The organism is Phyllobacterium sp. K27 (assembly GCF_054796155.1).
On record NZ_CM139240.1, the window covers coordinates 3,255,477 to 3,279,149 of the forward strand.

22 protein-coding genes are annotated in these 23,673 nt (G+C 53.8%); 10 read left to right on the forward strand and 12 right to left on the reverse strand.

Going from position 1 to position 23,673, the window contains the following annotated elements; translation table 11 throughout:
- Positions 1-47: 47 nt before the first annotated feature.
- The 4 genes from ACYJL1_RS16090 to ACYJL1_RS16105 form a co-directional block, all read right to left on the reverse strand.
- A complete protein-coding gene (locus ACYJL1_RS16090) occupies positions 48-1,484 on the reverse strand; it encodes a glutamine synthetase family protein (RefSeq protein WP_460896309.1) in 1,437 nt (478 codons plus the stop codon).
- A gap of 142 nt (positions 1,485-1,626) precedes the next feature.
- Positions 1,627-2,469, reverse strand: a complete 843-nt coding sequence (locus ACYJL1_RS16095) for an oxidoreductase (protein ID WP_460896310.1) — start codon at positions 2,467-2,469, stop codon at positions 1,627-1,629.
- A 120-nt stretch (positions 2,470-2,589) separates the two neighbouring features.
- Positions 2,590-3,339 carry an SDR family oxidoreductase gene (locus ACYJL1_RS16100; protein WP_460896311.1) on the reverse strand — a complete coding sequence of 250 codons (750 nt, stop codon included), beginning with the start codon at positions 3,337-3,339 and terminating at the stop codon, positions 2,590-2,592.
- Positions 3,340-3,376: 37 nt separating this feature from the next.
- Positions 3,377-4,852: an aldehyde dehydrogenase family protein gene (locus ACYJL1_RS16105; RefSeq protein WP_460896312.1), complete on the reverse strand. Its 1,476-nt coding sequence runs from the start codon at positions 4,850-4,852 to the stop codon at positions 3,377-3,379.
- Between the two features lie 170 nt (positions 4,853-5,022).
- On the opposite strand from ACYJL1_RS16105, the gene zwf reads away from it, so the two are divergent.
- From zwf to ACYJL1_RS16130, 5 genes are all read left to right on the forward strand, one after another.
- The gene (gene zwf, locus ACYJL1_RS16110; RefSeq protein WP_460896313.1) at positions 5,023-6,495 is read left to right on the forward strand and encodes a glucose-6-phosphate dehydrogenase; all 1,473 of its coding nucleotides are present in this window, start codon (positions 5,023-5,025) and stop codon (positions 6,493-6,495) included.
- 11 nt (positions 6,496-6,506) lie between these two features.
- Positions 6,507-7,211, forward strand: coding sequence for a 6-phosphogluconolactonase (gene pgl / locus ACYJL1_RS16115; RefSeq protein ID WP_460896314.1), 705 nt, complete (start codon positions 6,507-6,509; stop codon positions 7,209-7,211).
- A 63-nt stretch (positions 7,212-7,274) separates the two neighbouring features.
- The gene (edd, locus tag ACYJL1_RS16120) at positions 7,275-9,101 is read left to right on the forward strand and encodes a phosphogluconate dehydratase (protein ID WP_460896315.1); all 1,827 of its coding nucleotides are present in this window, start codon (positions 7,275-7,277) and stop codon (positions 9,099-9,101) included.
- 57 nt (positions 9,102-9,158) lie between these two features.
- Entirely contained in the window at positions 9,159-9,398 is a 240-nt protein-coding gene (locus ACYJL1_RS16125) for a type II toxin-antitoxin system VapB family antitoxin (protein ID WP_460896316.1), read from the forward strand.
- Positions 9,398-9,832: a type II toxin-antitoxin system VapC family toxin gene (locus tag ACYJL1_RS16130; protein WP_460896317.1), complete on the forward strand. Its 435-nt coding sequence runs from the start codon at positions 9,398-9,400 to the stop codon at positions 9,830-9,832. The genes ACYJL1_RS16125 and ACYJL1_RS16130 overlap by 1 nt, the downstream gene beginning before the upstream one ends.
- Here the strand turns inward: ACYJL1_RS16130 and ACYJL1_RS16135 are convergent.
- Together ACYJL1_RS16135 and folD are read right to left on the reverse strand one after the other, a co-directional pair.
- The gene (locus ACYJL1_RS16135) at positions 9,826-10,788 is read right to left on the reverse strand and encodes a GlxA family transcriptional regulator (protein WP_460896318.1); all 963 of its coding nucleotides are present in this window, start codon (positions 10,786-10,788) and stop codon (positions 9,826-9,828) included. The two genes, ACYJL1_RS16130 and ACYJL1_RS16135, sit on opposite strands and share 7 nt — an antisense overlap.
- Positions 10,789-10,826: 38 nt before the next feature.
- On the reverse strand, positions 10,827-11,726 hold the full coding sequence (folD, locus tag ACYJL1_RS16140) for a bifunctional methylenetetrahydrofolate dehydrogenase/methenyltetrahydrofolate cyclohydrolase FolD (protein WP_460896319.1): 900 nt from the start codon (positions 11,724-11,726) through the stop codon (positions 10,827-10,829).
- Between the two features lie 200 nt (positions 11,727-11,926).
- Between folD and ACYJL1_RS16145 the strand changes: the two genes are divergently transcribed.
- Positions 11,927-13,180 carry a sarcosine oxidase subunit beta family protein gene (locus ACYJL1_RS16145; protein ID WP_460896320.1) on the forward strand — a complete coding sequence of 418 codons (1,254 nt, stop codon included), beginning with the start codon at positions 11,927-11,929 and terminating at the stop codon, positions 13,178-13,180.
- Positions 13,181-13,347: 167 nt separating this feature from the next.
- Here the strand turns inward: ACYJL1_RS16145 and ACYJL1_RS16150 are convergent, their stop codons facing one another.
- The 3 genes from ACYJL1_RS16150 to ACYJL1_RS16160 form a co-directional block, all read right to left on the reverse strand.
- Complete coding sequence (locus ACYJL1_RS16150) at positions 13,348-15,513, reverse strand: GumC family protein (RefSeq protein ID WP_460896321.1); 2,166 nt, start codon at positions 15,511-15,513, stop codon at positions 13,348-13,350.
- Positions 15,514-15,634: 121 nt separating this feature from the next.
- Entirely contained in the window at positions 15,635-15,913 is a 279-nt protein-coding gene (locus tag ACYJL1_RS16155; RefSeq protein WP_460896322.1) for a helix-turn-helix domain-containing protein, read from the reverse strand.
- Positions 15,910-16,233 carry a type II toxin-antitoxin system RelE/ParE family toxin gene (locus ACYJL1_RS16160; RefSeq protein WP_460896323.1) on the reverse strand — a complete coding sequence of 108 codons (324 nt, stop codon included), beginning with the start codon at positions 16,231-16,233 and terminating at the stop codon, positions 15,910-15,912. The genes ACYJL1_RS16155 and ACYJL1_RS16160 overlap by 4 nt, the downstream gene beginning before the upstream one ends.
- 143 nt (positions 16,234-16,376) lie before the next feature.
- On the opposite strand from ACYJL1_RS16160, the gene ACYJL1_RS16165 reads away from it, so the two are divergent.
- Entirely contained in the window at positions 16,377-17,636 is a 1,260-nt protein-coding gene (locus ACYJL1_RS16165) for a lipopolysaccharide biosynthesis protein (protein ID WP_460896324.1), read from the forward strand.
- On the opposite strand, the gene ACYJL1_RS16170 is transcribed toward ACYJL1_RS16165, so the two are convergent.
- From ACYJL1_RS16170 to ACYJL1_RS16180, 3 genes are read right to left on the reverse strand one after another with little or no spacing between them, the layout of a single operon-like run.
- Positions 17,633-18,493 carry a DUF6492 family protein gene (locus ACYJL1_RS16170; protein WP_460896325.1) on the reverse strand — a complete coding sequence of 287 codons (861 nt, stop codon included), beginning with the start codon at positions 18,491-18,493 and terminating at the stop codon, positions 17,633-17,635. The two genes, ACYJL1_RS16165 and ACYJL1_RS16170, sit on opposite strands and share 4 nt — an antisense overlap.
- Positions 18,490-19,242: a WecB/TagA/CpsF family glycosyltransferase gene (locus tag ACYJL1_RS16175; protein WP_460896326.1), complete on the reverse strand. Its 753-nt coding sequence runs from the start codon at positions 19,240-19,242 to the stop codon at positions 18,490-18,492. The genes ACYJL1_RS16170 and ACYJL1_RS16175 overlap by 4 nt, the downstream gene beginning before the upstream one ends.
- Positions 19,239-20,408 (reverse strand): glycosyltransferase, encoded by a 1,170-nt coding sequence (locus ACYJL1_RS16180; protein WP_460896327.1) that lies wholly within the window; start codon positions 20,406-20,408, stop codon positions 19,239-19,241. Before ACYJL1_RS16180 ends, ACYJL1_RS16175 begins: the two co-directional genes overlap by 4 nt.
- Positions 20,409-20,485: 77 nt before the next feature.
- Between ACYJL1_RS16180 and ACYJL1_RS16185 the strand changes: the two genes are divergently transcribed.
- The 3 genes from ACYJL1_RS16185 (at position 20,486) to proC (ending at position 23,647) form a co-directional block, all read left to right on the forward strand.
- On the forward strand, positions 20,486-21,484 hold the full coding sequence (locus ACYJL1_RS16185; RefSeq protein WP_460896328.1) for a glycosyltransferase family 2 protein: 999 nt from the start codon (positions 20,486-20,488) through the stop codon (positions 21,482-21,484).
- Entirely contained in the window at positions 21,453-22,757 is a 1,305-nt protein-coding gene (locus ACYJL1_RS16190; protein WP_460896329.1) for an O-antigen ligase family protein, read from the forward strand. Before ACYJL1_RS16185 ends, ACYJL1_RS16190 begins: the two co-directional genes overlap by 32 nt.
- A gap of 71 nt (positions 22,758-22,828) precedes the next feature.
- Entirely contained in the window at positions 22,829-23,647 is an 819-nt protein-coding gene (gene proC, locus ACYJL1_RS16195; protein ID WP_460896330.1) for a pyrroline-5-carboxylate reductase, read from the forward strand.
- The last annotated feature ends 26 nt before the right edge of the window (positions 23,648-23,673 follow it).

Sequence of the window (23,673 nt, forward strand, 5' to 3'; positions counted from 1 at the left end):
TCATGGTGAGCCCCGTCGAACCACGCACGATGGTGCTGCTGCCAAACTTAAACATTCAGCAGCAGAAATTCACGTTCCCAGGGACTGATAACCTCCATGAAGGTTTCGAACTCTGCACGTTTTATGGCGGCATAGGTGATGGCAAAAGATTCACCCAGCATAGCAATCAAGTCCTTGTCTTGCTCGAACAGCAAGGTGGCCTCGATCAAACCGCGAGGCAGCTCGATCAGATTGTCATTAACGGTCGTCGAGGCAGGTGCATCCGGTTCGATCCTGTTATTCATACCCAGAAGACCGCAAGCGAGCGAGGCTGCCAGTGCCAGATATGGATTGGCATCAGAGGAGGGAATGCGATTTTCGACACGACGTGCTGCAGGGTCGGAGCGCGGCACGCGGAATGCCGTGGTACGATTATCATAACCCCATTTGACATTGACCGGAGCTGATGCTGCCGGTGTCAGGCGGCGATAGGAATTCACGTAAGGTGCAAACATGACCAGTGAGGCGGGAACATGTTTCTGCATACCGCCGATGAAATGCCGGAAAGCCTCACTTTCGGTACCATCAGGATTGGAGAAAACGTTGCGCCCGGTCTTCTTGTCGACGATGGACTGATGGATATGCATGGCTGATCCTGGCTGCCCTTGAATGGGCTTGGCCATGAAGGTTGCATACATATCGTGCTTTAGCGCCGCTTCCCGGATCGTGCGCTTGAACAGGAATACCTGATCGGCAAGTTCGACCGGATCGCCATGACGCAGGTTGATTTCCAGCTGCGCTGCACCTTCTTCATGGATCAGTGTATCGATCTCAAGACCCTGACTTTCGGAGAAGTGGTAAATGTCGTCGATCAGTTCATCGAACTCATTGACGCCAGCAATTGAATAGCCCTGCCCGCCGCCGATAGCACGGCCAGACCGGCCGACCGGTGGGGTTAATGGATAGTCAGGGTCGGGGTTTTTCTTAACGAGATAGAATTCGATTTCAGGCGCAACGACGGGCTTCAGACCCTTCTTGTTATAGGCCGCCACCACACGCTTCAACACATTGCGCGGCGTGAACTCAACCGCCTGCCCGTCTTTGTTTACCAGATCGCAAATGACCTGAGCGGTGGGGTCGCTTTCCCACGGCACCTCCGACAGAGTTGAAAGGTCGGGCATCAATTTGAGATCGCCATCGTCTTCCGGATAGGAAAAACCATAACCATCTTCCGGATAGGAACCGGAAATCGTCGCCATGAAAACTGCCGATGGCAGGGCGAGCGATGTATTTGAGGTGAACTTCTTCGACGGCATCATCTTGCCGCGAGCCACGCCGGCTTGATCGGGCGTGATGCATTCTATGTCTTCGATATCCCGCCAGGCAAGCCACTCAGCCGCTTCACGCCAGTTTTTCACACCACGAGTAGCTTTGACATAGGCAGGCGTGCGCTGCCGTTTCGCTGAGGTTCGCGCAGGTTTCTTTTCAGGAGTTTCGGAAGGCATCAATCACCAAGGTCAGTTTCGGTGAAAAGATGATAGCGCATAAAGCGGGCCGATGGGAGGCGGGGCCGAAAATTGTTTTAGCGAGATGGTGAACGAGGCCACGCGAATATCTCTTCCGAAAGCACTCGCGTGGCCCTTCTAACTATTGCTTTGGCGCGTCCGCGCCTATGCTCACCTCGGCCCAAGCATCAAAATCACGCTGCATTTCCGTGATTTTTTCACGAGCGCCATCGAGGGCAATCTTGCCAAGCAGCAGACGCAGCGGCGGGTTTTCCGCCTCGACAGCCTTGACGATCGCCTGCACGGCTTTTACCGGATCGCCCGGCTGATTGCCGCTGGCCTGCCGGATCTGGCGCATGCGCTCGCCGGCAGAGGGACGATAATCTTCGATCGTCTCCGGCGCTTCATTGGCAGAACGGCCAGCCCAATCGGTGCGGAATCCACTTGGCTCGACGATCAGCACTTTGATGCCAAGATGTGCGACTTCCTTGGAGAGTGACTCCGACAATCCTTCCACAGCAAACTTGGTCGCATTATAAAAGCCGACCGCCGGGAAGCCCCGCAACCCGCCAATCGACGAGATATTGACCACGGTGCCGGAACGCTGTTTGCGCATGCCCGGCAGAACGGCGCGGGTCATATCCATGAGACCCCAGATGTTGATGTCAAACATCTTGCGCGCTTCAGCAAGTTCACTCTCTTCGAGGGAGCCGAAATAGCCAATGCCCGCATTATTGACGAGAACATCGATGCGTCCGAAGCGCTCTTCGGCCGCTTTGACCGCAGCGGCGACTTCTTCTGGCTTGGTGACATCGAGTTTCAGGACAAGGGCATTGCCTTCGTGACCCCTGGCAATGTCTTCAACCTGTGCGGGATTGCGCGCAGTGACAACGGTTGGGTAACCGAGCGATAGTGTGTGTTGGGCAAGTTCACGGCCAAAGCCGGTTGAACAGCCCGTGATGAACCAGACAGGTTTGGTTGTCATGTTGATTTCCTTGAAAAAGCATAACGCCAGAGCGGCCGCTTGGCCGGGCAGCGCTTATTGAAGGGGGAATACATCAAAGATGTAGACCCCTCTGCCAGCGATTCAAGTGTAGCACCACTTTTATATGCAGCGCCCGCCATCCACTTCAAGCGCAACACCAGTGATGAACTGAGCCTCGTCGGAAGCCAGATAAAGCGCTGCGTTGGCAACATCGAGCGGAACAGACAGACGTCCAAGTGGAATAGTGGCCTTGAACTGCGCCCGCCGCTCTGGTGTATCTTCGCCAAGAAACAGCCCGAGCATTGGAGTTTCGCCTGCCGCAGGGCAAAGACAATTGACCCGGATATTTTTCGGGCCCAGCTCGACGGCCATGGATTTGGTCACGCTGATCGCCCAGCCTTTTGAGGCATTGTACCAGGTCAGGCCGGGACGCGGGCGCAAGCCTGCGGTGGAAGCCGTTGTGATGATCGATCCGCTGCCCTGCCGCTCCATGATCGGCACAACGGCAAGAGCGGTATAATAAATGGCCTTCATATTGATCGCTGCGATCAGATCATATGTATCTTCGTCAACACCCAGCATAGACCCATTTCGATGGGAATAACCCGCATTATTGACCATGATGTCGATACGGCCGAACTTATCCATGGTGGCTTGGACCATGGCGTCAATATCTTCCTTGCGTGTCACATCCGTATTCACGGCAAGGGCGTTATCGCCGATAGATTGCGCGACAGCTTCTGCTCCGACAAGATTTAAATCAGCAACGACGACATTCGCGCCCTCCTGTGCGAAACGGCGTGCCATTGCCTCACCGAAGCCTGATGCTGCGCCGGTAATAATCGCTGTCTTGCCTGCCAAACGGGCCATATTTTATCCTCCATCTGTTGTGATTTATTTACGAGATTCAATCGTGGCGAAAAACGACCGTCTTGGTTGCGGACATATCGTAAAGCGCCTCAAATCCCTTTTCGCGGCCATGACCAGAGCGTTTAAAACCGCCAAAGGGAAGTTCTACACCGCCACCTGCGCCATAAGCATTGACATAGACTTGCCCCGCACGCACGCGCTTTGCAACACGGTGCTGCCGTGCACCATCTCTGGTCCAGACACCCGCGACAAGTCCATATTCAGTGCTGTTGGCAAGACGGATTGCTTCTTCTTCACTGTCAAACGAAAACAGTGAAAGCACCGGACCAAAAACTTCTTCCTGCGCCAGGACTGCCGCCGGATCGACTGAGCCAAACAGCACCGGCGCAACATAAAAGCCGGAGACAGGCGCGTCCGCGTGAATCGACCCGCGCGCAACGACCTCAATTCCGGCTTCCGCGGCGGCTGTTATATAGTTTTCCACACGGCGCTTTTGCGCGGCATTAATCATTGGTCCAAGGTCGAGATCAGCATCATGCGGCCCGGCGACAAGATTGTTGAACCTTGCCGCCAATTCTTCTGCGACTTCATTATATATCGAACGTTCAATGAGGATACGGCTACCCGCTGAGCAGGTCTGCCCCCCATTCTGGATGATGGCATTGACGAGGACCGGCAAGGCCTTTCCGATATCGGCATCGGCGAAAACAATTTGCGGTGACTTGCCGCCAAGCTCCATCGTCACGCCGCGATTATTGGTGGCCGCCGCCTGCTGGATCGCAGTGCCGGTGACGGGCGAACCTGTAAAAGTTACATAGTCAACACCAGGGTGAGCGGACAATGCTGCTCCCGCCTCTGCGCCATAGCCCGTGATGATATTGAGCACGCCATCGGGAAACCCTGCCTCGATGGCAAGCTCACCAATACGGATGGTTGAAAGCGACGCGTCTTCGGCGGGTTTGATGACCAGCGTATTGCCCATGGCAAGCGCTGCTCCAACCACGCGCGCCATGATCTGCATCGGATAGTTCCAAGGGGTGATTCCAGCCACAACGCCATGCGGCTCACGCAAAGTCAGCGCGGTGTATCCCTCAAGAAAAGGGATCGTATCGCCATGAACCTTGTCCGCCGCGCCACCATAAAACTCGTAATAGCGTATCGTCGCAGCGACATCAGCCCTGCCCTGCCTTATTGGCTTTCCTGTATCACGCGCTTCAAGTGCCGCAAGTTCATCGCCATGTTTTTCTATGAGCTGTCCAAGGCGTGTCAGCAAGCGGCCGCGCTCAAAGGCAGGCATGCAGGACCACGGTCCTTCATCAAAAGCCAGCCGGGCTGCACTGACAGCGCGATCTACATCAGCTGTATCGCAAGCCGGGATTGTTGCGAAATCCGCCCCGTCAGAAGGACATGCCACAGGAATGGTTTTTCCAGTGGCTGAGCCGATACGCCTGCCATTGATGATATTCAGGAAATTCTTATCCTGTGCGACAATACGCGAGAGATTCTGTAACATGGCTGTTTCCCGTTCGTAGTAGTCGTACCGGAACTTCAGCGGATTGGAAATGCAATTTGACGCAGTTTACGCTAAAGGACTGGTCATTTTAAATCGATTAGATTATAGAAACCCTGCGCTTTGGAGCTACATTTTGTATCGCGCAATTCAGGCATAGCGAGACTCTATTCATGACAAGTCAGATTATCCCGGTTGAACCATTTGATTGCATCGTTTTTGGCGGAACCGGCGATCTTGCCGAACGCAAGCTCATCCCGGCGCTTTATCAGCGCCAGCGTGATGGCCAGCTTTCAGAACCCACGCGTATAATTGGTGCATCCCGTTCGGCCATGTCGAATGAAGATTATCGCAAGTTTGCGCAAGCCGCGATCAAGGAATTTGTCAAAGCTGACGAGTACGACAAAAAACAGGTCGACCAGTTTCTGGAGCGCCTCTCCTATGTTGCAGTTGACGCGACATCTGACGCCGGATGGGAAGAACTCAAGGCGGAAATCGGCAATGACTCCAAGCGCATCCGTGCTTTTTACCTCGCTGTCAGCCCTTCACTTTTTGGCGATATTGCGAGCCGTTTAAAGAGCAACAAGCTCGTTACCGATCACACACGCATCATCGTTGAAAAGCCAATCGGCCGTGATCTTGATAGCGCCATCGCGCTCAATGATACAATCGGCCATGTGTTCAACGAGCAGCAGATTTTCCGCATCGATCATTACCTTGGCAAGGAAACCGTACAGAACCTGATGGCGTTGCGCTTTGCCAATGCGTTCTACGAGCCCCTATGGAATTCCGCCCATATTGATCACGTGCAGATTACGGTTGCCGAGCAGGTGGGGCTTGAAGGCCGCGCCGGTTACTACGACAAAGCGGGCGCTTTGCGAGACATGGTGCAAAATCACATCATGCAGCTGCTTTGCCTTGTCGCGATGGAGCCGCCGGCATCCATGGATGCCGATGCGGTGCGCGATGAAAAGCTGAAAGTGCTGCGCTCGCTGAGCCCCATTACCTCGAAAAATGCCGAAGAGCTCACTGTGCGCGGCCAGTATCGTGCCGGTGCTTCATCCGGAGGTGCGGTCAAGGGCTATCTGGACGAGTTGGGCTCGCCAAGCAACACGGAAACATTCGTCGCGATCAAAGCGGAAATCGCCAATTGGCGCTGGGCTGGCGTACCCTTTTATCTTCGTACCGGCAAGCGTCTCGGCGCGCGGGCATCGGAGATTGTGGTTTCGTTCAAGCCCATTCCGCATTCGATTTTCGGCGAGACAGCCGGGCGGATTGTCGCCAACCAGCTCGTCATCCGCTTGCAGCCGGATGAAGGCGTGAAGCAGTGGATGATGATCAAGGATCCGGGACCGGGCGGCATGCGCCTGCGCCACGTTCCGCTGGATATGAGTTTTGCCGAATCATTCAAGGTTCGCAGCCCTGATGCCTATGAGCGCTTGCTCATGGATGTTGTTCGCGGCAATCAGACATTGTTCATGCGGCGCGACGAGGTGGTTGCGGCCTGGGGCTGGATTGATCCCATACTCAAAGCATGGGCCGAGACCGAACAGGTTCCCTCCGGCTATACGGCAGGAACCTGGGGGCCTTCTTCCGCCATTGCTCTCATCGAACGTGATGGCCGCACATGGCACGAGCCGGAATAGGGCCACAATCCATGGTGACAGATCAAAGACTGAACAGATTTGACAATGGCGAAGCGCTGGCCGAAGCATTGGCAACAGAAGTTGCCAAACGCCTTTTGGCCGGATGCGAGGCAAACGGAAAGGCTGTGCTGGCTGTTTCCGGTGGCACAACTCCCGCCCGCTTTTTCAAAGCTTTGTCGCTCAAGCATTTGCCTTGGAACAGGATCACAATAACGCTGGTGGACGAACGATTTGTGCCACCCACCAGTGAGCGCTCAAACGAACGTCTGGTGCGCGAAACCCTTTTGCAGAATGCGGCGGCTGAAGCCAAATTTGTCGGGCTATACCATGAAGCTTCTGACGCGGGTCGCGGTGCGGAAATTGCAGCGGTTGAGATTGCCAAGCTTGGGCAGCCCTTCGATGTGGTTGTCCTTGGCATGGGCGGTGATGGCCATACGGCGTCATTTTTCCCCGGCGGCGATAATTTGAAAGCAGCAATTTCCAAAGATGCGAAAGCTTTGGTTTTGCCAATGTCAGCAGAAAATGCAGGCGAGCCGCGATTGACGCTGACGCTGCCGGTTATAGTCGGCGCACGTTTTGTGGCACTTCATATTGAAGGTGCCGCAAAGATGACCACACTGGAAACAGCGCTTGCCGATGGCGAGGTTGAGGACATGCCGATCCGCGCCGTGCTTCGCCACAAGCCGATTGATCTTGAGATTTTCTGGGCCCGGTAAGCGCCTTGATACCTCATTGCCGGGAGGCTCCCAAACTCCCGGTCGCAAGAAAAGGACTTAGCCATGACCGTAACGCAACGGGTGAAAAGCATTACAAATCGCATCCGCGAACAGTCAAAGCCAACGCGTGATGTATATCTCGATCATTTGCGTGAGGCTGCCTCACGCAAGCCCAAGCGCTCCGCTCTTGCCTGCGCCAATCTTGCCCATGGCTTTGCCGCATGCAGCCCATCCGACAAGGCTGCGCTTGCTGGCGATGTGGTGCCAAATCTCGGCATTATCACCTCCTATAATGACATGCTTTCTGCGCATCAGCCCTTCGAGACCTATCCGAACCTGATCAAGCAAGCGGCAAAGGAAGCCGGTGGTGTGGCACAGGTTGCCGGTGGCGTGCCTGCCATGTGTGATGGCGTAACTCAGGGCCAACCCGGCATGGAATTGTCGCTGTTCTCCCGCGATGTCATCGCCATGGCGACCGCTATCGGTCTTTCGCATGATATGTTCGATGCAGCGGTCTATCTTGGCGTTTGTGACAAGATTGTTCCAGGTCTCGTTATCGGTGCGCTGACCTTCGGTCATCTGCCAGCCGTTTTCATCCCTGCTGGCCCGATGACAACCGGCCTGCCGAATGATGAGAAGGCCAAGACCCGCCAGCTCTATGCGGAAGGCAAGGTCGGCCGTGACGAACTGCTGGAATCGGAGTCAAAGTCCTATCACGGCCCTGGCACCTGCACATTTTACGGCACAGCCAATTCCAACCAGATGCTGATGGAGATTATGGGCCTGCACATGCCAGGTTCCTCCTTCATCAATCCGGGCACGCCATTGCGGGAGGCGCTGACGCGCGAAGCGACAAAGCGTGCGCTGGCAATAACGGCGCTGGGCAATGAATTCACACCTGTCGGTGAAATGATCGACGAGCGTACCATCGTCAATGGCGTTGTGGGCCTGCATGCGACCGGCGGCTCGACGAACCACACCATGCATCTGGTGGCAATGGCAGCCGCCGCTGGCATCAAGCTGACATGGCAGGATATTTCCGACCTTTCGGATGTTGTGCCGCTGCTGGCACGGGTCTACCCGAATGGGCTTGCAGATGTGAACCATTTTCACGCAGCAGGCGGCATGGGTTACATCATCCGCGAATTGCTGGATGGCGGCTTATTGCATGAGGACGTCAAGACCGTCTGGGGCGGCGGCGATGGCTTGCGTGCCTATACGATCGAACCCGCGCTTGGCGAGAACGGCACTGTAGTCCGCAACCCTACTCCCGCTGAAAGCGCCGACAAAAAAGTGCTTTCCACCTGCGCGGAACCGTTTCAAATGACGGGCGGCCTGAAAATGCTGAAAGGCAATCTTGGAACCGCCGTTATCAAAACTTCGGCAGTGAAGGCCGACCGGCATATTATTGAAGCTCCTGCGCTGGTCTTTGACAGTCAGGCTGCCCTGCAAGACGCTTTCAAGGCTGGTAAGCTTAATCGTGATTTCGTAGCGATCGTGCGTTTTCAAGGGCCTCGCGCCAATGGTATGCCGGAACTGCATAAATTGACCCCCGCACTTGGTGTTCTGCAAGATCGCGGCCACATGGTTGCGCTTGTCACCGATGGCCGTATGTCCGGCGCATCGGGCAAGGTGCCAGCCGCCATTCATGTCACGCCAGAGGCTCTGGACGGCGGCATCATCGGCAAGATACGCGATGGCGATATTGTGCGCCTGGATGCCGAAATCGGCACGCTGGACGTGCTGGAAGATCCAGAAGTGCTGGCAGCACGGCCAGCCGCTATGGTCGATATGAGCCATAACAGTTATGGCATGGGCCGCGAGTTGTTCGCCTCATTCCGCAATGTTGTCGGACGTGCGGATGCTGGCGCGTCGGTGTTCGGACTTTAGTAGCATTGCATACGTGTGTAGACATAACTATATTATGTCTACACACGAGGATTTGGTATGCCACTCAACATTCGCAATGAGGAAGTCAATCAACTGGCCGAAAAGCTGGCTGCCCGCAAACATATCAGCAAGACTGAGGCTGTGCGGCTCGCTCTTTTAAAGGAGTTGCGCCTTACGGATGCGGAGACCCCGCTTTGGGAGCGTCTGAAGCCACTACGTGACAAGATGGCAAGTTACGAGAAAACGGGATTCGTTGCGGATAAGGCCTTCTTTGATGACCTTAGTGGCGACTACTGATGTTTGTCGACGCTTCTGTAATAATATCGATTTTAATGGACGAAGCTGATGCCCAAGCGTTGAGTGAACACCTGGATGATGCCGACTCCGGATTACTGGTTACCTCTGTTATCGCGGTCTGGGAAGCAACCGCCGTCATATTCAAGCAGAATCGGCTTTCTATGACAGAGGCACGATCACGAGTGCAGGATTTTCTTGACGCCACTCAGATTAATGTTTTGCCTGTCTCAAACGACAACTTGTCTGGAGCACTCCAAGCATTCGAACAATACGGGCGGCACCGCTATCCGGCAACGGATCGGAACAGTTCGCTTAACCTTGCCGATTGCTTCCATTATGCAACGGCGAAGGCACAGCACGTGCCTATTTTGACTAAGGATGGCGGTTTCGCTCTTACAGATCTTGAAACTATCGGGCTGACGAAAAATCAGTAATTGGTGCGGCGCTCGTCGGAAGGTGAGCGCCCGAATTGTGCGCGATAGCTCTGGGCAAAATAGGAATGTGACGTGAAACCGGTAGCCAGCGCCACATCCAGAATGGGCGAATGCGTCTGCCGCAAAAGCTCGCGGGCACGTTCAAGGCGCACGCTCATATAATAGCGGCCAGGTGTCATATTGAGATGACGCAGGAAGAGCCGCTCCACCTGACGCACGGACAATCCAACCGCCTTTGCCAATCGCACGGCAGACTTCGGCTGCTCCAGATTATCCGCCATAATCTCGACGATCTTGCGCAGTTTTTCCGATTTCCCTGTAAGATCGCGCTCCGGCCCGATGCGCTGGCGATCTGTTTGGGAACGAATACGCTCATGATGAAACTGGTTTGCTACTTCATTAGCCAGGGCCGGATTGAAATCTTGCTTGATAATCTCAAGCATCAGATCGATTGATGTTGTGCCACCTGCACAGGTATAGCGCTTGCGATCAATCTCGAAGACATTTCCCGTGCACTCGATATGCGGGAATCGCTCCTGAAAACCGGCCCGGTTCTCCCAATGGATCGTGCAGCGATGCCCTTCCAATTGGCCCGCCTCGGCCAAGATATAGCTGCCTATGTTGAGGCCGCCCAAGGAGGCGCCACGTCGTCCAAGATTTCGAAGTGTGGCGATAACCTTTGGCTTATCCTCAAATTCGGTCGTTAATCCAGCACAGATGAAAAAAATGTCCGCTGCCGGAATATCCGCCAGCGCATATTCCACATTGATCTGAAGGCCATTGGATGCGGTGACGGCGGCGCCGGTCGGGGATACAGTGATCCATGAATAGAACGCCTGCTCCGACATGCGATTGGCCGTACGCATCGTGTCGATGGCAGCGGCAAGGCTGAACATCGGAAATTTGTCAACAAGCAGAAAGGCGAAGGTTCTGCCGACCTTGATTGTTTCGGCCATGCGCTGTTGTAACCGGATTCCTTATTTGAGCAAATAGATCAGAAGCGTGGCGGCGTCTTGCCAGCCGAGCGATAGGCGGCGACAAGCGTATTTGCCATCAGCATGGCAATTGTCATGGGACCGACGCCGCCTGGCACGGGGGTGACTGCCGCAGCAACCGTAGCAGCATCGGCAAAATCCACATCGCCCACAAGCCGCGTCTTTCCTTCACCGCGCTCGGGAGCTGGAATACGATTGATGCCTACGTCAATGACAGTCGCTCCGGGCTTTACCCAATCTGACTTGATCATTTGCGGCCTGCCCACGGCAGCAACAAGAATATCGGCAGTGCGGCACAGTGCAGCCAGATCTTTCGTTTTGCTATGGGCGATGGTGACTGTCGCATTGTGTGCCAGCAGCAAATTGAACATGGGCTTGCCAACGATATTGGAACGACCAACCACCACGGCATTCAAGCCAGAAAGATCGCGGCCAAGGATGCGATCAATCAGCAGCATCGAACCGGCCGGAGTACAAGGAACAAATGCTGTATCAAGTTCGCCGGTACCGAGTTTTCCAACATTGATAAAATGGAAGCCATCGACATCTTTGTCCGGCGATATGGTCTGGATGATGCGACCGGAATCAATGTGTTTGGGTAGAGGGAGCTGCACCAGAATACCATGAATCCGTGGATCAGCATTGAGCTTTTCCACCAGAGCAACGAGGTCTTCCTCGGAGGTTTCTGCAGGCAAAGTATGCTGTTCGGAATGAAAACCGCATTCTCGCGCTTTTCTGCCCTTCGATGCGACGTAAACCTGACTGGCTGGATCCTCACCGACGATGACGACGGCAATGCCCGGTGTTATGCCTGTGTCGTTAGTCAGTTCGGCAGCGGATAGCTTGACCTTCGAAACCACATCCTCGGCAATTTCCTTGCCATTGATCGTCACTGCCATGTGCTGCTCCTGAAACTCTTACTTCGCGGATTGAGCGTCATTGTCTTGATTTTACGCCCAAACAATACCGTCAGAACGGCGTTCCCTGACGCAATAGCGAAAGCGCTACAGAACCGCAATGCGATGATACGTTGCAGGGCTTGGCTAAGTGGCCAAATCCAAGCATGATTGTGAACACCTTACCGATTCCAGGAATTCAAATGCGCTATTCAGCCTTCAGCCTTCTCAAAAATGCCCTTAACGGCAACAAGGACTGGAAGCCTGCATGGCGTAAACCAGACCCGAAGCCCGCCTATGATGTGGTTATCATTGGTGGCGGACACGGGCTTGCGACTGCCTATTATCTTGCCAAGGAACATGGCATCCGCAACATTGCTGTCGTGGAAAAAGGCTGGCTCGGGTCTGGCAATATCGGCCGGAATACCACCGCAATCCGTTCCAACTACCTTCTTTCCGAGAACCAGCATTTCTATGAAGCGGCAATGAAGATGTGGGAAACCATGTCCCACGATCTCAACTATAATGTGATGTTCTCACAGCGCGGGGTGGTCAATCTCGCCCACTCTCTGCCTCAACTGGATGTCTATGCAAGGCGTGGCAACCAGATGCGACTGAATGGTATTGACGCGGAACTGATGAGTCCCACTCAGATCAAAAAGCTGATTCCGGGCCTTGATATAAGCAGTTCGGCGCGCTTTCCCATTATTGGCGGCTTGATGCAACACAGTGCGGGTACAGCACGGCATGATGCTGTCGTTTGGGGCTATGCTCGAGCTGCCGATCAACTCGGCGTGGATATTATCGAGAACTGCGAAGTGACCAGTTTTCTTAAAGACGGCGATAAGGTTACGGGCGTCATGACGACCCGTGGACCAATCAATGCCAAAAAGGTTGGCTGTGCGGTGGCCGGCAATACGAGTGAACTCATGCGCCGTGCAGGCATTGATCGCTTGCCGCTGGAATCCCACGTCTTGCAGGCTTTCGTCTCAGAGGCCCTGAAGCCGGTGGTCGATACGGTTGCAACCTTTGGCGGTGGACATCTTTATTTCAGCCAATCCGACAAGGGCGGACTGGTCTTCGGCGGCGACATTGACGGTTATAACTCCTATGCGCAGCGTGGCAATCTTCCGGTCGTTGAAGATGTTATGAGCGAATTTGTTGCGCTGATCCCGGCGCTGGCGCGGGTCAAGCTGCTGCGCTCGTGGGGTGGCATCATGGATATGAGCATGGATGGCTCACCTATCATTACAACAGGCCCGCTACCGGGAATGTATCTCAATACCGGCTGGTGCTATGGCGGCTTCAAGGCAACGCCGATCTCTGGAAAATGCTTCGCCTGGACGATAGCCAAAGACGAGCCGCACCCGTTATCAGCGCCGTTTAAGCTGGATCGCTTTTATCGCGGCTATGTCATAGACGATAAGGGACAAGGCCCGACGCCAAGGCTGCATTGAATTCGTGATCATGATTATTCTCTGGTGGAAAGCATTGACGCCGTGCGTGGTTCGACAAGCTCACCATGAGGGATACTGGTGATCGGCAAGACGCTAAAATCGCGAACGCTTGCGATAATCATACAGCCACTAACCTCCCTCATGGTGAGCTTGTCGAACCACCTGCATCAAGCAGTCTGCCGTTCGGCCTCTTCACGCAATATCTCGCGCAATGCAGCAATCTCATCGAGCACGTCTTCAATATTGGAGTTATCGTGCTCGCGCGGTGCGATATGAGCGTCAGTATAGGCATAAAGAAACTCTGCAACAGCCACGTCATCTTCCAGCTCGGATGATGCTCGGCCACTGTGTACACGCTCGATTGCAGCACCCAATCGTGATTTTTCCTGCAAAGGTGCATCATCTGCAAGCAAGGGCGTTGTCCGCTTGCCCCTTCCTTGTGGCGGCGGGGAGGATGGTAAATTTCCCGAACGGAAACTTTCGATCATGCCAAGCAGGATCGCGATACCAAGACCGGCAAAAAGGCCGCCGAGCAAACCGGCAATGGCAACAAGCTTGCGTGATCCGCCAGTGCTTTCAAGCGCTGGGCGCGCAGGTGAAATGACGCGTATATTGGCTGTGTTCACGCCCTCAAGCTCGCCGGTTTCCTTGGCGCGTAAGAGGAACGCCTCATAGACTGCGCGTTTGGCAGCAACTTCGCGATCAAGCTCACGCAGTTTGATCATATCCTCATTGTTGGATGCCGTGCGTGCCTTCAACTGGTTCAGGCGTGCCATCAACGCCTGTTCCTGTTGCTGGGAACGCTTGAGTTCAGTTTGTACCGATGAGGCAATGCGCTGCAACTCGTTGCGGATTTCACTGCGAATACCGCTGACCTGCGATTGAGCCTGAATGAGCTGCGGATGACGCGGCCCAAGCTTTGTCGCTAAACCATCCGCCTGTTGTTTCAGGGCACCATATTGCGAGCGCAGGGCGACAATGACACCGGAACGGAATTCTTCCGGCAAAGTATTGCCAAGCACCCCATCAACGGAGGTGCTGCGGATCGATTCCGCCTGCGCGTTCAGCCTGATTGTCTGATTGCGCGCAGCTGTCAGTTCATCATTGGTGCGCGTGATTTCGTCGTCGCTGATCAGGCGACCCTGTACATCCACCAGATCGTTTTCAGCCTTGAACTTTTGAACGGCGTTTTCAGCCTCTTCAACGCCCACGCGCAAATCATTCAACCGGGCGGTGAGCGCCTCGGTTGCCTGCCTTGCCATATCAGATTGAATACTGCCCTGCTCCTCGCGGAAGACGTCCGACACAGTATTGGCGATGAATGCCGATTTTTCCGGATCGCGTGAGTCGACCGTGATGTTGAAAATGTAGTTCTTCGTACTGCGCTCGACCTTCAAATGCTCATAAAGATTGCGAAGCAGCAAAGTTTCGCGTGTCGTAGCGTCGGGCGTGCTGTCGGTGGAAAACAGTTCCCGTATTGTCGCGATCAGTCCACGCTCTTTCAGGTCGCCATTGAATTCCGGATCTTTGGCAAGTCCGGCCCGATCGATAACCTTGGTCAACACGCTGCTTGACTGGATGATGCGCAATTGGCTTTCAGCGACGGCGAGCGAGGCATCCAGAGGGAGCTGGGTCGATGAAATTTCCTTGTCAACAATTTTCAGGTCGCGCGGATCAACGAGCACCTCAACTGTCGAGGAATAGAGTTTGGGCAAGGTCATCGCATAACCAACGCCCAGCAACGTTCCAATGATTGTTGTGGCAACAATCAAAGACTTCGAACGACCGACCCTGTTTATGACAATGCGTGGATCGACCAGAGGCTTCCACTCATCATCCTGATCATTGGCAGTTTGACGTTCGGCCCTTGCCGGTTCTGACCGCCGCAAAGGCGCACAAACAGGCGTGTCGAACATTGCGGGCTCTGGAGTTGCCGGCTCGGCAATTGGGGGATTAGAGGCAGGAGACATAGCGGCCGGTGTCTTCTTCAGCAGCAGGTCTTCATAGGTCGCCTCGGGCATGCGTACTTCACTTTCGGCAGCATCGACGCGGCGATTAAGCTCAGCCTTGATCGCAGCCATATCGGCACGCATGCGGTTTATCGCATCCTGCTCGGCTGCTTCATTACCAAGATCTTCAGGAAGCGGCGGCTGGATAGCGTCGGTTTCAGCAGCAAGGCGCAAACTACGCATCCTGTGATAATGGTCGAGATTGGTCTCGTTACGCACAGATGGTGCAGCCCCGGTAGGCGATGTCTCTACCTCTGAGCCCTCCTCGTTGGCAAACGAGAGCAGCGAGCGCCGCTTTGCCGTCTCGTTTTCACGACTAGTCATCCGCAACTGAACTCCAACATCCCAACCCAAATGCGATCAATCGCGGATGCTGAGATCCACGGTTAATCCACACTAAAGTTCTATGGAAAATAAAACGTTAATATCACGACACTCCCACAGCTCATAAGGGTGTCATATCAACACGCAATTCATATCCCGTAGCCTCCGCATATCGTCGCAACGTTGCAATGGAAGGGGAAACCCGACCTGCCTCTAATCTTGCGATAGCAGATTGCGTGGTCGCCATTCGTTTGGCGAGTTCTGCTTGAGACAGTTTTGCTTGAGTTCGGGTACGAATGAGCAGCTCTATAACTGTGTATTCCAGATCCGCTTGCTTGTAGTGCTTCTGGAATTCCGGGTCGTTTGAGTACTTTTGTTTCAGTTCTTCAAGGGTTCTCATATTTCCACCTGTTTCATCCGTTCATAGGCTAGAGCCAACGCTCGTCGAGGTGTTTGTTGTGTTTTCTTTACAAAAACATGTAAAATTACAATTCGTCTACCGGCTACAGCTACATATAGCCTTCGAGCTATTCCTTCCGCTGCCTTGGCACGAATCTCCCACAACTTCCCACTAATATGTTTGACATGCGGCTCTCGCATGTTTTCGAGCCCTATGCTTTCAATCAATTCCATCAGGCGGATCAACCGCGCTTGCAAACCAGGTGGCAATGCATCCATCTCTGCTTCTGCCGAGCTGAATATTTCAACAGACCAATTCATTCAATATAGCCTATATGGTATAATCTAGAAATATCTTTCGAGTAAAAATGAACAAGTAAAATAGGCGGAGTCTATTTACAATCGCCCCATCATCAGCCGTTAAGCCTTTTACGTTAAATCACTTAACCATTGTTATGCAGGATATGAAATTGGTCGTTCGGCATGTGAAAGCCAATGCGGGGCTCATCCGCGACTATTTCTCGGTGATCAGCGGATCGGCGGGGCGTCTGGTTATATCGCTGGCCTATTTTGTGGCGCTGGCAAACACGCTGACGATTGCGGAGTTTGGACTGTTCGCCACGGCATCGGCGACCGGCGTGGTGCTTTCGCGTCTTGTCTCGTTCGGCTTTGTCTCGCCGCTTTACCGTATCTCCACAGTCAAGCCGCAGCTTCTCGGTGCATATACGGGCGGGTTTCTGGCAGCTGTGATCATTTCCCTGCCGATCTTTCTTCTCGCTGCCTATCTTGCCCATCTGGTATTCTTTGGCGCAGATCTGGCGCTTGCAACCTTTGCTGTCATCGTTGGCGCAGAGGCTCTGCTCTGGCGCTCCATGGAAGTCGTCGTCATCGTCAATAATGGCCTTAACCGCTTTGGCCGCGCGGCGCTGCTCGTTATTATCGGCACAGCATTAAGAGCGGCTGCCGCAGTACTGTTTGCATTTTCTACCATCACCAATATTGCCGTCTGGAGCTGGTGGTATGCGGGTGCCAATGGCATTGCCCTGATCATTGCCATTATCTTCTTTTATCCGAGAGTACGGTTGCGGCTTGTTCCGAAACTGTACAGCCGCAGGCTGAGCGACTCTTTTGCCGTGACCGGCGCGGAAGTGCTGTTCTATGTGCAATCAGAGATGGACAAGCTGCTTGTACTGGCTGTTGGCGGTCCACAGACAGCGGGTGTCTATGCCATCATCATGCGTCTCGTCGATCTGACCGCTCTGCCGGTGCGCTCTTTTAATATGATGCTAGTCCAAAAGTTGATGCGCACGCCCGATATGCTTAAATCCATGAAAATCCGTGGCGGGCTGGAACTAGGCGTGTTTCTGGTCTCGACTCTCGGATTGGCTGCGCTTGCGCTCTTCCTGCATATATTTCCCCGGGCCTTGGGCGATAATGTTGCGTCGGTGGTTGCCCTGCTGCCCTTGGTCATTCTTGTACCGGGCCTGCGCAATCTCGTCGAATACCAAGCAGAAATACTCTATGCGCGCGGTCAATCGGGCTTAAGGGCAATCAATCTTGCCGTGCTCGGTATTATAAAGGCGGGCCTACTGTCCTGGCTTCTGGTGACATTTTTGGAAGTGAACGACTGGCTCATCTGGCTCAATGCCATGTTCGCAGTGATCTATATCGCTTCTACCATGCTGACCTACAGCGCGATCAAAAAGCCAGCGCGCCGGGTTTAAAAGAATAACTTTCGAATGCGATCAGTGTCGTCGCCAAGAAATGACTGGATTCCGATCGCCACCTGATAGGGGGCCATTTCTTCGACAAATTTTACCAGTTCGGCGTCTGTTGGCGCTGGGGCAGACCAATGAATCCGGCAAAACTCCTCGCCACTATGGTAATGGCCTTGAGCGTTCAAAACTTCGTCAACGTAGCGGCCATAGATCATGCATTCCGAAAACTTGCGTGTGCGGCCAATGGCTGCCACCCAGTGTTTGCCACTGCGTTTCTCTATAAGATCGCACATGCCAATCACAGAGTTGCGCCGCCATGCAATGAGCGTTCCGATGTAATCATGTCCCGCAATGCTGACTGGCGTAATCCCAAGCAAATTTCCTGCATTTTCCGACCATATGCGCTGATCGCCCGGTACTGGCCGCAACAGGTCCCCATCGCGCCGGAACAGCCGCATATTATTGCCGCGCCAAAACGAACCGCAGTCAAATGGCTTGAGGAAGGTGACGTCTGAATCAATATAGATGAGCGCATCATCATCTGTATGGCTGGCAATCGCGATGCGACGGAACTGCTGCATATGCCAGCCGCGCAATGGCATTGTCCTTGGTGACAGCCAAATACGCCGGCGGCCAAAATTTGTGGGATCAGGAAATGGCCTTATCCAACCCGGCAGGATATCTTTCTCGTCGATGATAATCCGATTGGGGTTTTCGAGCTGTTTAAACAGAGCAACATCGCGATGCTCAACGAGAATATAGTGCTTGGTATAGCCGGTCACGAAGCGATCAATGGTCTCACATAGCAATTGGCAACGCCGGAAATCCGGCGCGTAGCTCGCGGTAACCAATGCATTCTTCAATTGCGACCCCTTAATCTTGCGCGCATAACGCGTAGCAGGAAAAGCGGGTTGCCGACAACATAGCGGCGCCACAAACGTCCCGGCTCTTGTGCCAGCCGGTACAGCCATTCAAAACGTAATTTCTGCACGAGCAGTGGCGCACGTGGCACAACATCCGCCATGAAATCGAACAATGCCCCAACGCCGAAGGCAAGCGTACAATGCTCTGCTGTGAGCTTTTGCGCCATGAACATTTCCTGACGCGGAACGCCCATGGCAACAAGCAGGATATGCGGCGAAAAGTCTTTCAATGATTGCAAAATCCGAGGCTCATCTGCCGCGGTAAAAAATCCGTCGCTGATAACGCGAACCTCATGCTGCGGAGCGATCTTCCGGAACTTGCCTGCCGCCTTTTCGACCACATTTGGCCTTGCGCCGATCAGCCCGACTCGCAGTGGCTTGGTTTCGGCTTGCAAAAGAGCGGGAGTAAAATCCGTACCGTTCAAATTGGCTGGAAACGATGAGCCATGCAGAATTTTTGAAGCGATATCGACGCCAATACCATCGGGCAGAATCAAAAAACTATTCAGCGCTTCGCGAAATCCGGCATCTGTCTGAGCAATATTCGCATTATGAGCATTGAGCCATGTAACCAGCGTAAAGTCATGCGTGGCAATGCGCTGGCGCATCAGGTCAATGGCATTGTGCCATGACAAAGCAGTAACAGGCACGCCGAGAATAGAGCGGCTAGGTGGAGCGATCCTGCTCATTTCGCCGCTTGAATCCGGGCAAGGCCAAGTTTTAGCTGGCGGTCAAAACGGGCTTGTTGTGCAGCGCGGAAAGCTTTGCCCGAACGGGTCATGTCTTCGCCAGATCGCACGCGGGCGACCATCTGATTGATGGCTTGCGCAAATGCAACAGAATCGTCCGCAACCACGCAATTGTCCGGTATGTCGGCAATACCGCGTACGGAAAGCGCTGTTGCGACAGTTGGTAATCCCAGTTCAAAGGTTTCGATGGTTTTCAGCTGGACACCTGTCCCCGCGCGGCTGATCAGCGGGATCACCGCACAGCTGCGAACAAAATCCGTTGCATCCGGCACGCGTCCTGCAAAGTTTATCTTCGGCCATGCGGCTTTGAGATCGGCGGGGGTACTGCCTGCCACGGTAATCTTGATATCCTTGTCCAGATAGGGCGCTACCTCGCGCAAAAACCATTCAAGCCCAATACGATTGGGCCGCCATGTCCATGTGCCTATCAGGCCCAAATCATGCTCGATCGTGCGACCGGACATCTTTGTCGGGTCTGCTTCAGTTACCAAAGGCAAGGCAGCAGCTCGGTTGGTTGTATCCAGTTGTAATGCGGCAATGTCTTCATCGGCCAATGTAAAGACGAAAGCTGCGCTGTCACACAAGCGTTTTTCCAATCCTGCCAACAGCCGGGACTCACGGCCGAACAGATATTTTTGTATCGGGCTTGTCGCTGCATCCGCATTCTCGCGAGCGGAGCGATGCTCGACATTATGGGCAATGAATATTTGCGGCTTGCCGTGAAAACAATCTTCGAAAGCACCCGCAAGCGCCACCCCATTCAATATGTAAGCATCAAATGGTTCGGCTGAGGCGATTGCCGTTCGAAAGCGCTCCTTGGTAATGATGCGCAGTTTGACTGACGATACGGTGAGGCCCATGAGCATGGCCTTGCCCAGCCAATGCAATTTCTGGCCAAAGCTCGCCGTGTCATTTCTAACATCCACTTCGCCGAGCAGTATCGTATTATCCGGGTCAAGCGGTGTGCTACCCGGCCAGATACAGCCTATTACCGTGACGTTCACGCCAGCACGTTTCAGCCCATCGATGATCGCTTTGTTGGCTATTTCGTAGCCAGTCGCCGGTTTACCGTCTGGAACGATGGATGTGATGAAAACTACATGCATTGCGGCTCGAACGTAATGAAATGTTGAACAAGTGTCTTCTATATCTGCATATAGATAAATAACGGATAAATAGTTTGGTGATGAAATTAAGCGGCCACGAGAATATAAGCATTGTTACACAGTCACCGGGCCTTTCGCCGGAGATGATTGATGTTGTGGTCACACTGCCAACATTTAAACGGCCCGATCATCTGCTGAAGACTCTCGCCTCTTTGAAAACCCAGGCAACAGAGCGGCCATTTGCAATTATTGTGATTGAAAACGAAGCAGAGAGACGCGAGGGCGCGGCAGTCGCTTCACCGCTGTTTGAAAGCGGCGAATATAGCGGTTTGGTGATTGTCGCGCATGATCGCGGCAATTGTAATGCTTATAATGCGGGATGGCTGACAGCGCTTGAGACGTTTCCCAATTTCAGCTCATTGGTGGTGATCGACGATGACGAGATTGCTGACCCCGATTGGCTGGAAAATCTTTGCAAGACGCGCGAATTGTACAATGTCGATTTCGTCGGTGGTCCACAAATTCCGATATTTGCAAAGCCGGAACATCAGGTTTGGGCAAAACATCCCGTATTCAGCCCGCATTATGACACAACCGGACGCGTGCCGATTATTTACTCCTCGGGCAATTTGCTGGTGGGGAGAAATGTGCTGGAGGCTATGCCGTTTCCATTTCTCGATCTCACCTTCAATTTCATGGGTGGTGGAGATTCGGATTTTATCAGCCGGAGCATGGTCAAGGGATTTACCATTGCATGGTGTGCAGAAGCGCCAGTTTATGAAACTGTCCCTGCCCGGCGCGTTGAAGCAGATTGGATCAGAGCACGGGCCTTGCGCAATGGTGTCATCTCAAGCCTGATCGAGAAGAGAAAACGAGCTGACGAGCCCTTTGGCACGTTGAAAACAATTGTGAAAAGTCTGGCACTGCTTGCAATCTCGCCTTTCCGCGCCGTAATGAAAACAGCGCAGACCGGCTCGGTATCTATCGGCGCCTATCAAATCTATATCGGGCTTGGCCGCGTTTTGGCAGAATTCGGATACTCGAATGAGCAATATCGGCAACCTGAAAAGAACTGACGCGCCCGTAGCGATGCCGGCACGCCTTGTCGCCAGCCTTCTTGCCGCGTTGATTTTGTGTGTTCTGTTTGTGTCCTTCCGGCCATTTCAACCGGCGAGCACCGCCATTGCTGGCGGCGGCGGCGATCTGGTTAACCAGTTAGGTTTCGGCGCTCTTGGGGGCGCTTCAATTCTTGCCGTGATTGTGCTGGCCGATCCGCGCCGGTTGCTATCTCTTGCAAGCCCAATGTGGATCATCATGTTCGGGTTTGTTTTCCTTTCAACGCTTGTTGCCATCGATCCCGGCGCGGCTCAACGCACTGTTATATTCACCATGATCGGCGTATTGTGTGTCATCGCGGTTCTGGCGCTTCCGCCCGATATGGATGGCTTCTCGCTGGTTCTGGTTATTGCAGCAACTGTGGTGCTTGGTCTGTCCTATATGGGATTGGTCATTGTGCCCGACCTCGCCAAGCATACTGCGGGCGAAATAGAATCCCAACATGCCGGACTTTGGCGCGGTATTTTTGCCCATAAGAACGTTGCGGGACCAGTCATGGCCTCATTCGCTTTCGCGGGTATCTATCTTATCCGCCGTGGCTGGAAAAAGAGCGGCGCGACAATTTTGGTCTTTGCGCTGCTCTTTGTTGCACATACCGGATCCAAAACATCGACAGCACTGGTACCACTGGTAATTCTGCTTGTTATGGTTCCCGGTCTGTTTGGATTGCGGTTGCTGACTGCACTGCTCATTGTCGCGGCACTTGCCGGATTTTTCTTATTTACCATTGGCACGCTGTTTTTTACACCGGCTCATGATCTTTTGCAGCAAATGGGTGCCGACGCGACCTTCACCGGCCGGACATCGATCTGGCAATTTGGTCTCGAAAAACTTGGTGAAACACCATGGCGTGGCTATGGGCTGGAAAGCTTTTGGGAAGCCCCCGCCGTGCTGCAGGCGGAGAATCCCTATTACCTGGACTGGGACGTGCGGGGCATTGTCCACGCGCATAATGGCTATCTGGATATCGCCATTGCCATGGGAATTCCGGCACTCGTTTGCGCGATACTCGTTCTGGTCGTGCTTCCACTTGTGGATTATGTGCGGACTTTGAGAAAACGCGAGAATATATTTCTCTCCGATTTTTTCATGATGTGCCTGACATTCACCCTGATGAATGCCTTTCTCGAGAGCTTTTTCTTTCGCCGCGCTGATCCCGTCTGGCTGATTGTCGTCATGGCGTGCTTCGGTCTGCGTATGACAGCACGGATTCCATTGCTCTACCGCTCGTGATTTAGCGGAAAGCCTGTTGACCCACGCACCCGGACCGGATCAAAGTGCCGTCCATTCAGATGGAGAGAAAAATGTCCGGTAATGTGGTTCTGGTTGGATGCGGTAATATGGGTTTTGCCATGCTCAAAGGTTGGCTCGACGCTGGCATATTGCAGCCGGGTCAGGTGACTGTTGTTGAACCAACGCCTGCCCTTCTGGAACGCGCTGCAAGTTTGGGCGTGAATGCCGTCGCCGACGCATCGAAGATTGACGATAATCTTGCACCGCGCGTCATTCTTGTCGCCGTAAAGCCTCAAGTGATGCGCGACGTACTTCCCGCCTATGCACGCTTTGCAAGAGTAGCGACATTTGTCAGTGTGGCGGCAGGCATAAAAGTGGCATTTTTCGAAGAACATCTGGGGGCAAGTGCCGCCATAATCCGCACGATTCCCAATACACCGGCGGCAATTGGCAAGGGAATGATTGTCACATTCCGCAACGCGCATGTCAGTGACGATGACGCGGCTTTTGTCGACAAGTTGCTCGAAACCAGCGGTGCCGTGGCGGCGGTGGATGATGAAAATCTGATCGACGTCGCCACAGCGGTTTCAGGTTCAGGACCAGCTTATGTTTTTCATTTCATAGAAGCTTTGACCGAGGCAGCAGTCCACGCAGGTCTTGAACGCAAGACCGCAGAGATATTGGCCATGCAGACGGTGTTCGGCGCTGGTGCTTTGGCGGCTTGCAGCGAAGATACACCGACAAGGCTGCGGGAACAGGTGACAAGCCCGAAGGGAACGACGGCTGCTGCGTTGGATGTATTAATGGGTGAAGAGAGGCTAAAAAAGCTCCTGACAGAAGCTGTTTCGGCTGCGCATAGGCGCGCCGTCGAATTGGGCAATCAGGCATAAAAATACGACCGGGAATTTCCGGCCGC

Bases quoted from the DNA above. Each gene is read 5' to 3' on its own strand.
- ACYJL1_RS16125 (WP_460896316.1), top strand. From the start codon at position 9,159: ATGCCACTCAACATTCGCAATGAGGAAGTCAATCAACTGGCCGAAAAG.
- ACYJL1_RS16175 (WP_460896326.1), bottom strand. From the start codon at position 19,242: ATGAGCAGGATCGCTCCACCTAGCCGCTCTATTCTCGGCGTGCCTGTT.
- ACYJL1_RS16105 (WP_460896312.1), bottom strand. From the start codon at position 4,852: ATGTTACAGAATCTCTCGCGTATTGTCGCACAGGATAAGAATTTCCTG.
- edd (WP_460896315.1), top strand. From the start codon at position 7,275: ATGACCGTAACGCAACGGGTGAAAAGCATTACAAATCGCATCCGCGAA.
- ACYJL1_RS16190 (WP_460896329.1), top strand. From the start codon at position 21,453: ATGAGCAATATCGGCAACCTGAAAAGAACTGACGCGCCCGTAGCGATG.
- ACYJL1_RS16150 (WP_460896321.1), bottom strand. From the start codon at position 15,513: ATGACTAGTCGTGAAAACGAGACGGCAAAGCGGCGCTCGCTGCTCTCG.
- ACYJL1_RS16165 (WP_460896324.1), top strand. From the start codon at position 16,377: ATGAAATTGGTCGTTCGGCATGTGAAAGCCAATGCGGGGCTCATCCGC.
- ACYJL1_RS16135 (WP_460896318.1), bottom strand. From the start codon at position 10,788: ATGGCCGAAACAATCAAGGTCGGCAGAACCTTCGCCTTTCTGCTTGTT.
- ACYJL1_RS16130 (WP_460896317.1), top strand. From the start codon at position 9,398: ATGTTTGTCGACGCTTCTGTAATAATATCGATTTTAATGGACGAAGCT.
- pgl (WP_460896314.1), top strand. From the start codon at position 6,507: ATGGTGACAGATCAAAGACTGAACAGATTTGACAATGGCGAAGCGCTG.
- ACYJL1_RS16155 (WP_460896322.1), bottom strand. From the start codon at position 15,913: ATGAGAACCCTTGAAGAACTGAAACAAAAGTACTCAAACGACCCGGAA.
- folD (WP_460896319.1), bottom strand. From the start codon at position 11,726: ATGGCAGTGACGATCAATGGCAAGGAAATTGCCGAGGATGTGGTTTCG.
- zwf (WP_460896313.1), top strand. From the start codon at position 5,023: ATGACAAGTCAGATTATCCCGGTTGAACCATTTGATTGCATCGTTTTT.
- ACYJL1_RS16100 (WP_460896311.1), bottom strand. From the start codon at position 3,339: ATGGCCCGTTTGGCAGGCAAGACAGCGATTATTACCGGCGCAGCATCA.
- ACYJL1_RS16160 (WP_460896323.1), bottom strand. From the start codon at position 16,233: ATGAATTGGTCTGTTGAAATATTCAGCTCGGCAGAAGCAGAGATGGAT.
- ACYJL1_RS16145 (WP_460896320.1), top strand. From the start codon at position 11,927: ATGCGCTATTCAGCCTTCAGCCTTCTCAAAAATGCCCTTAACGGCAAC.
- ACYJL1_RS16090 (WP_460896309.1), bottom strand. From the start codon at position 1,484: ATGCCTTCCGAAACTCCTGAAAAGAAACCTGCGCGAACCTCAGCGAAA.
- ACYJL1_RS16180 (WP_460896327.1), bottom strand. From the start codon at position 20,408: ATGCATGTAGTTTTCATCACATCCATCGTTCCAGACGGTAAACCGGCG.
- proC (WP_460896330.1), top strand. From the start codon at position 22,829: ATGTCCGGTAATGTGGTTCTGGTTGGATGCGGTAATATGGGTTTTGCC.
- ACYJL1_RS16095 (WP_460896310.1), bottom strand. From the start codon at position 2,469: ATGACAACCAAACCTGTCTGGTTCATCACGGGCTGTTCAACCGGCTTT.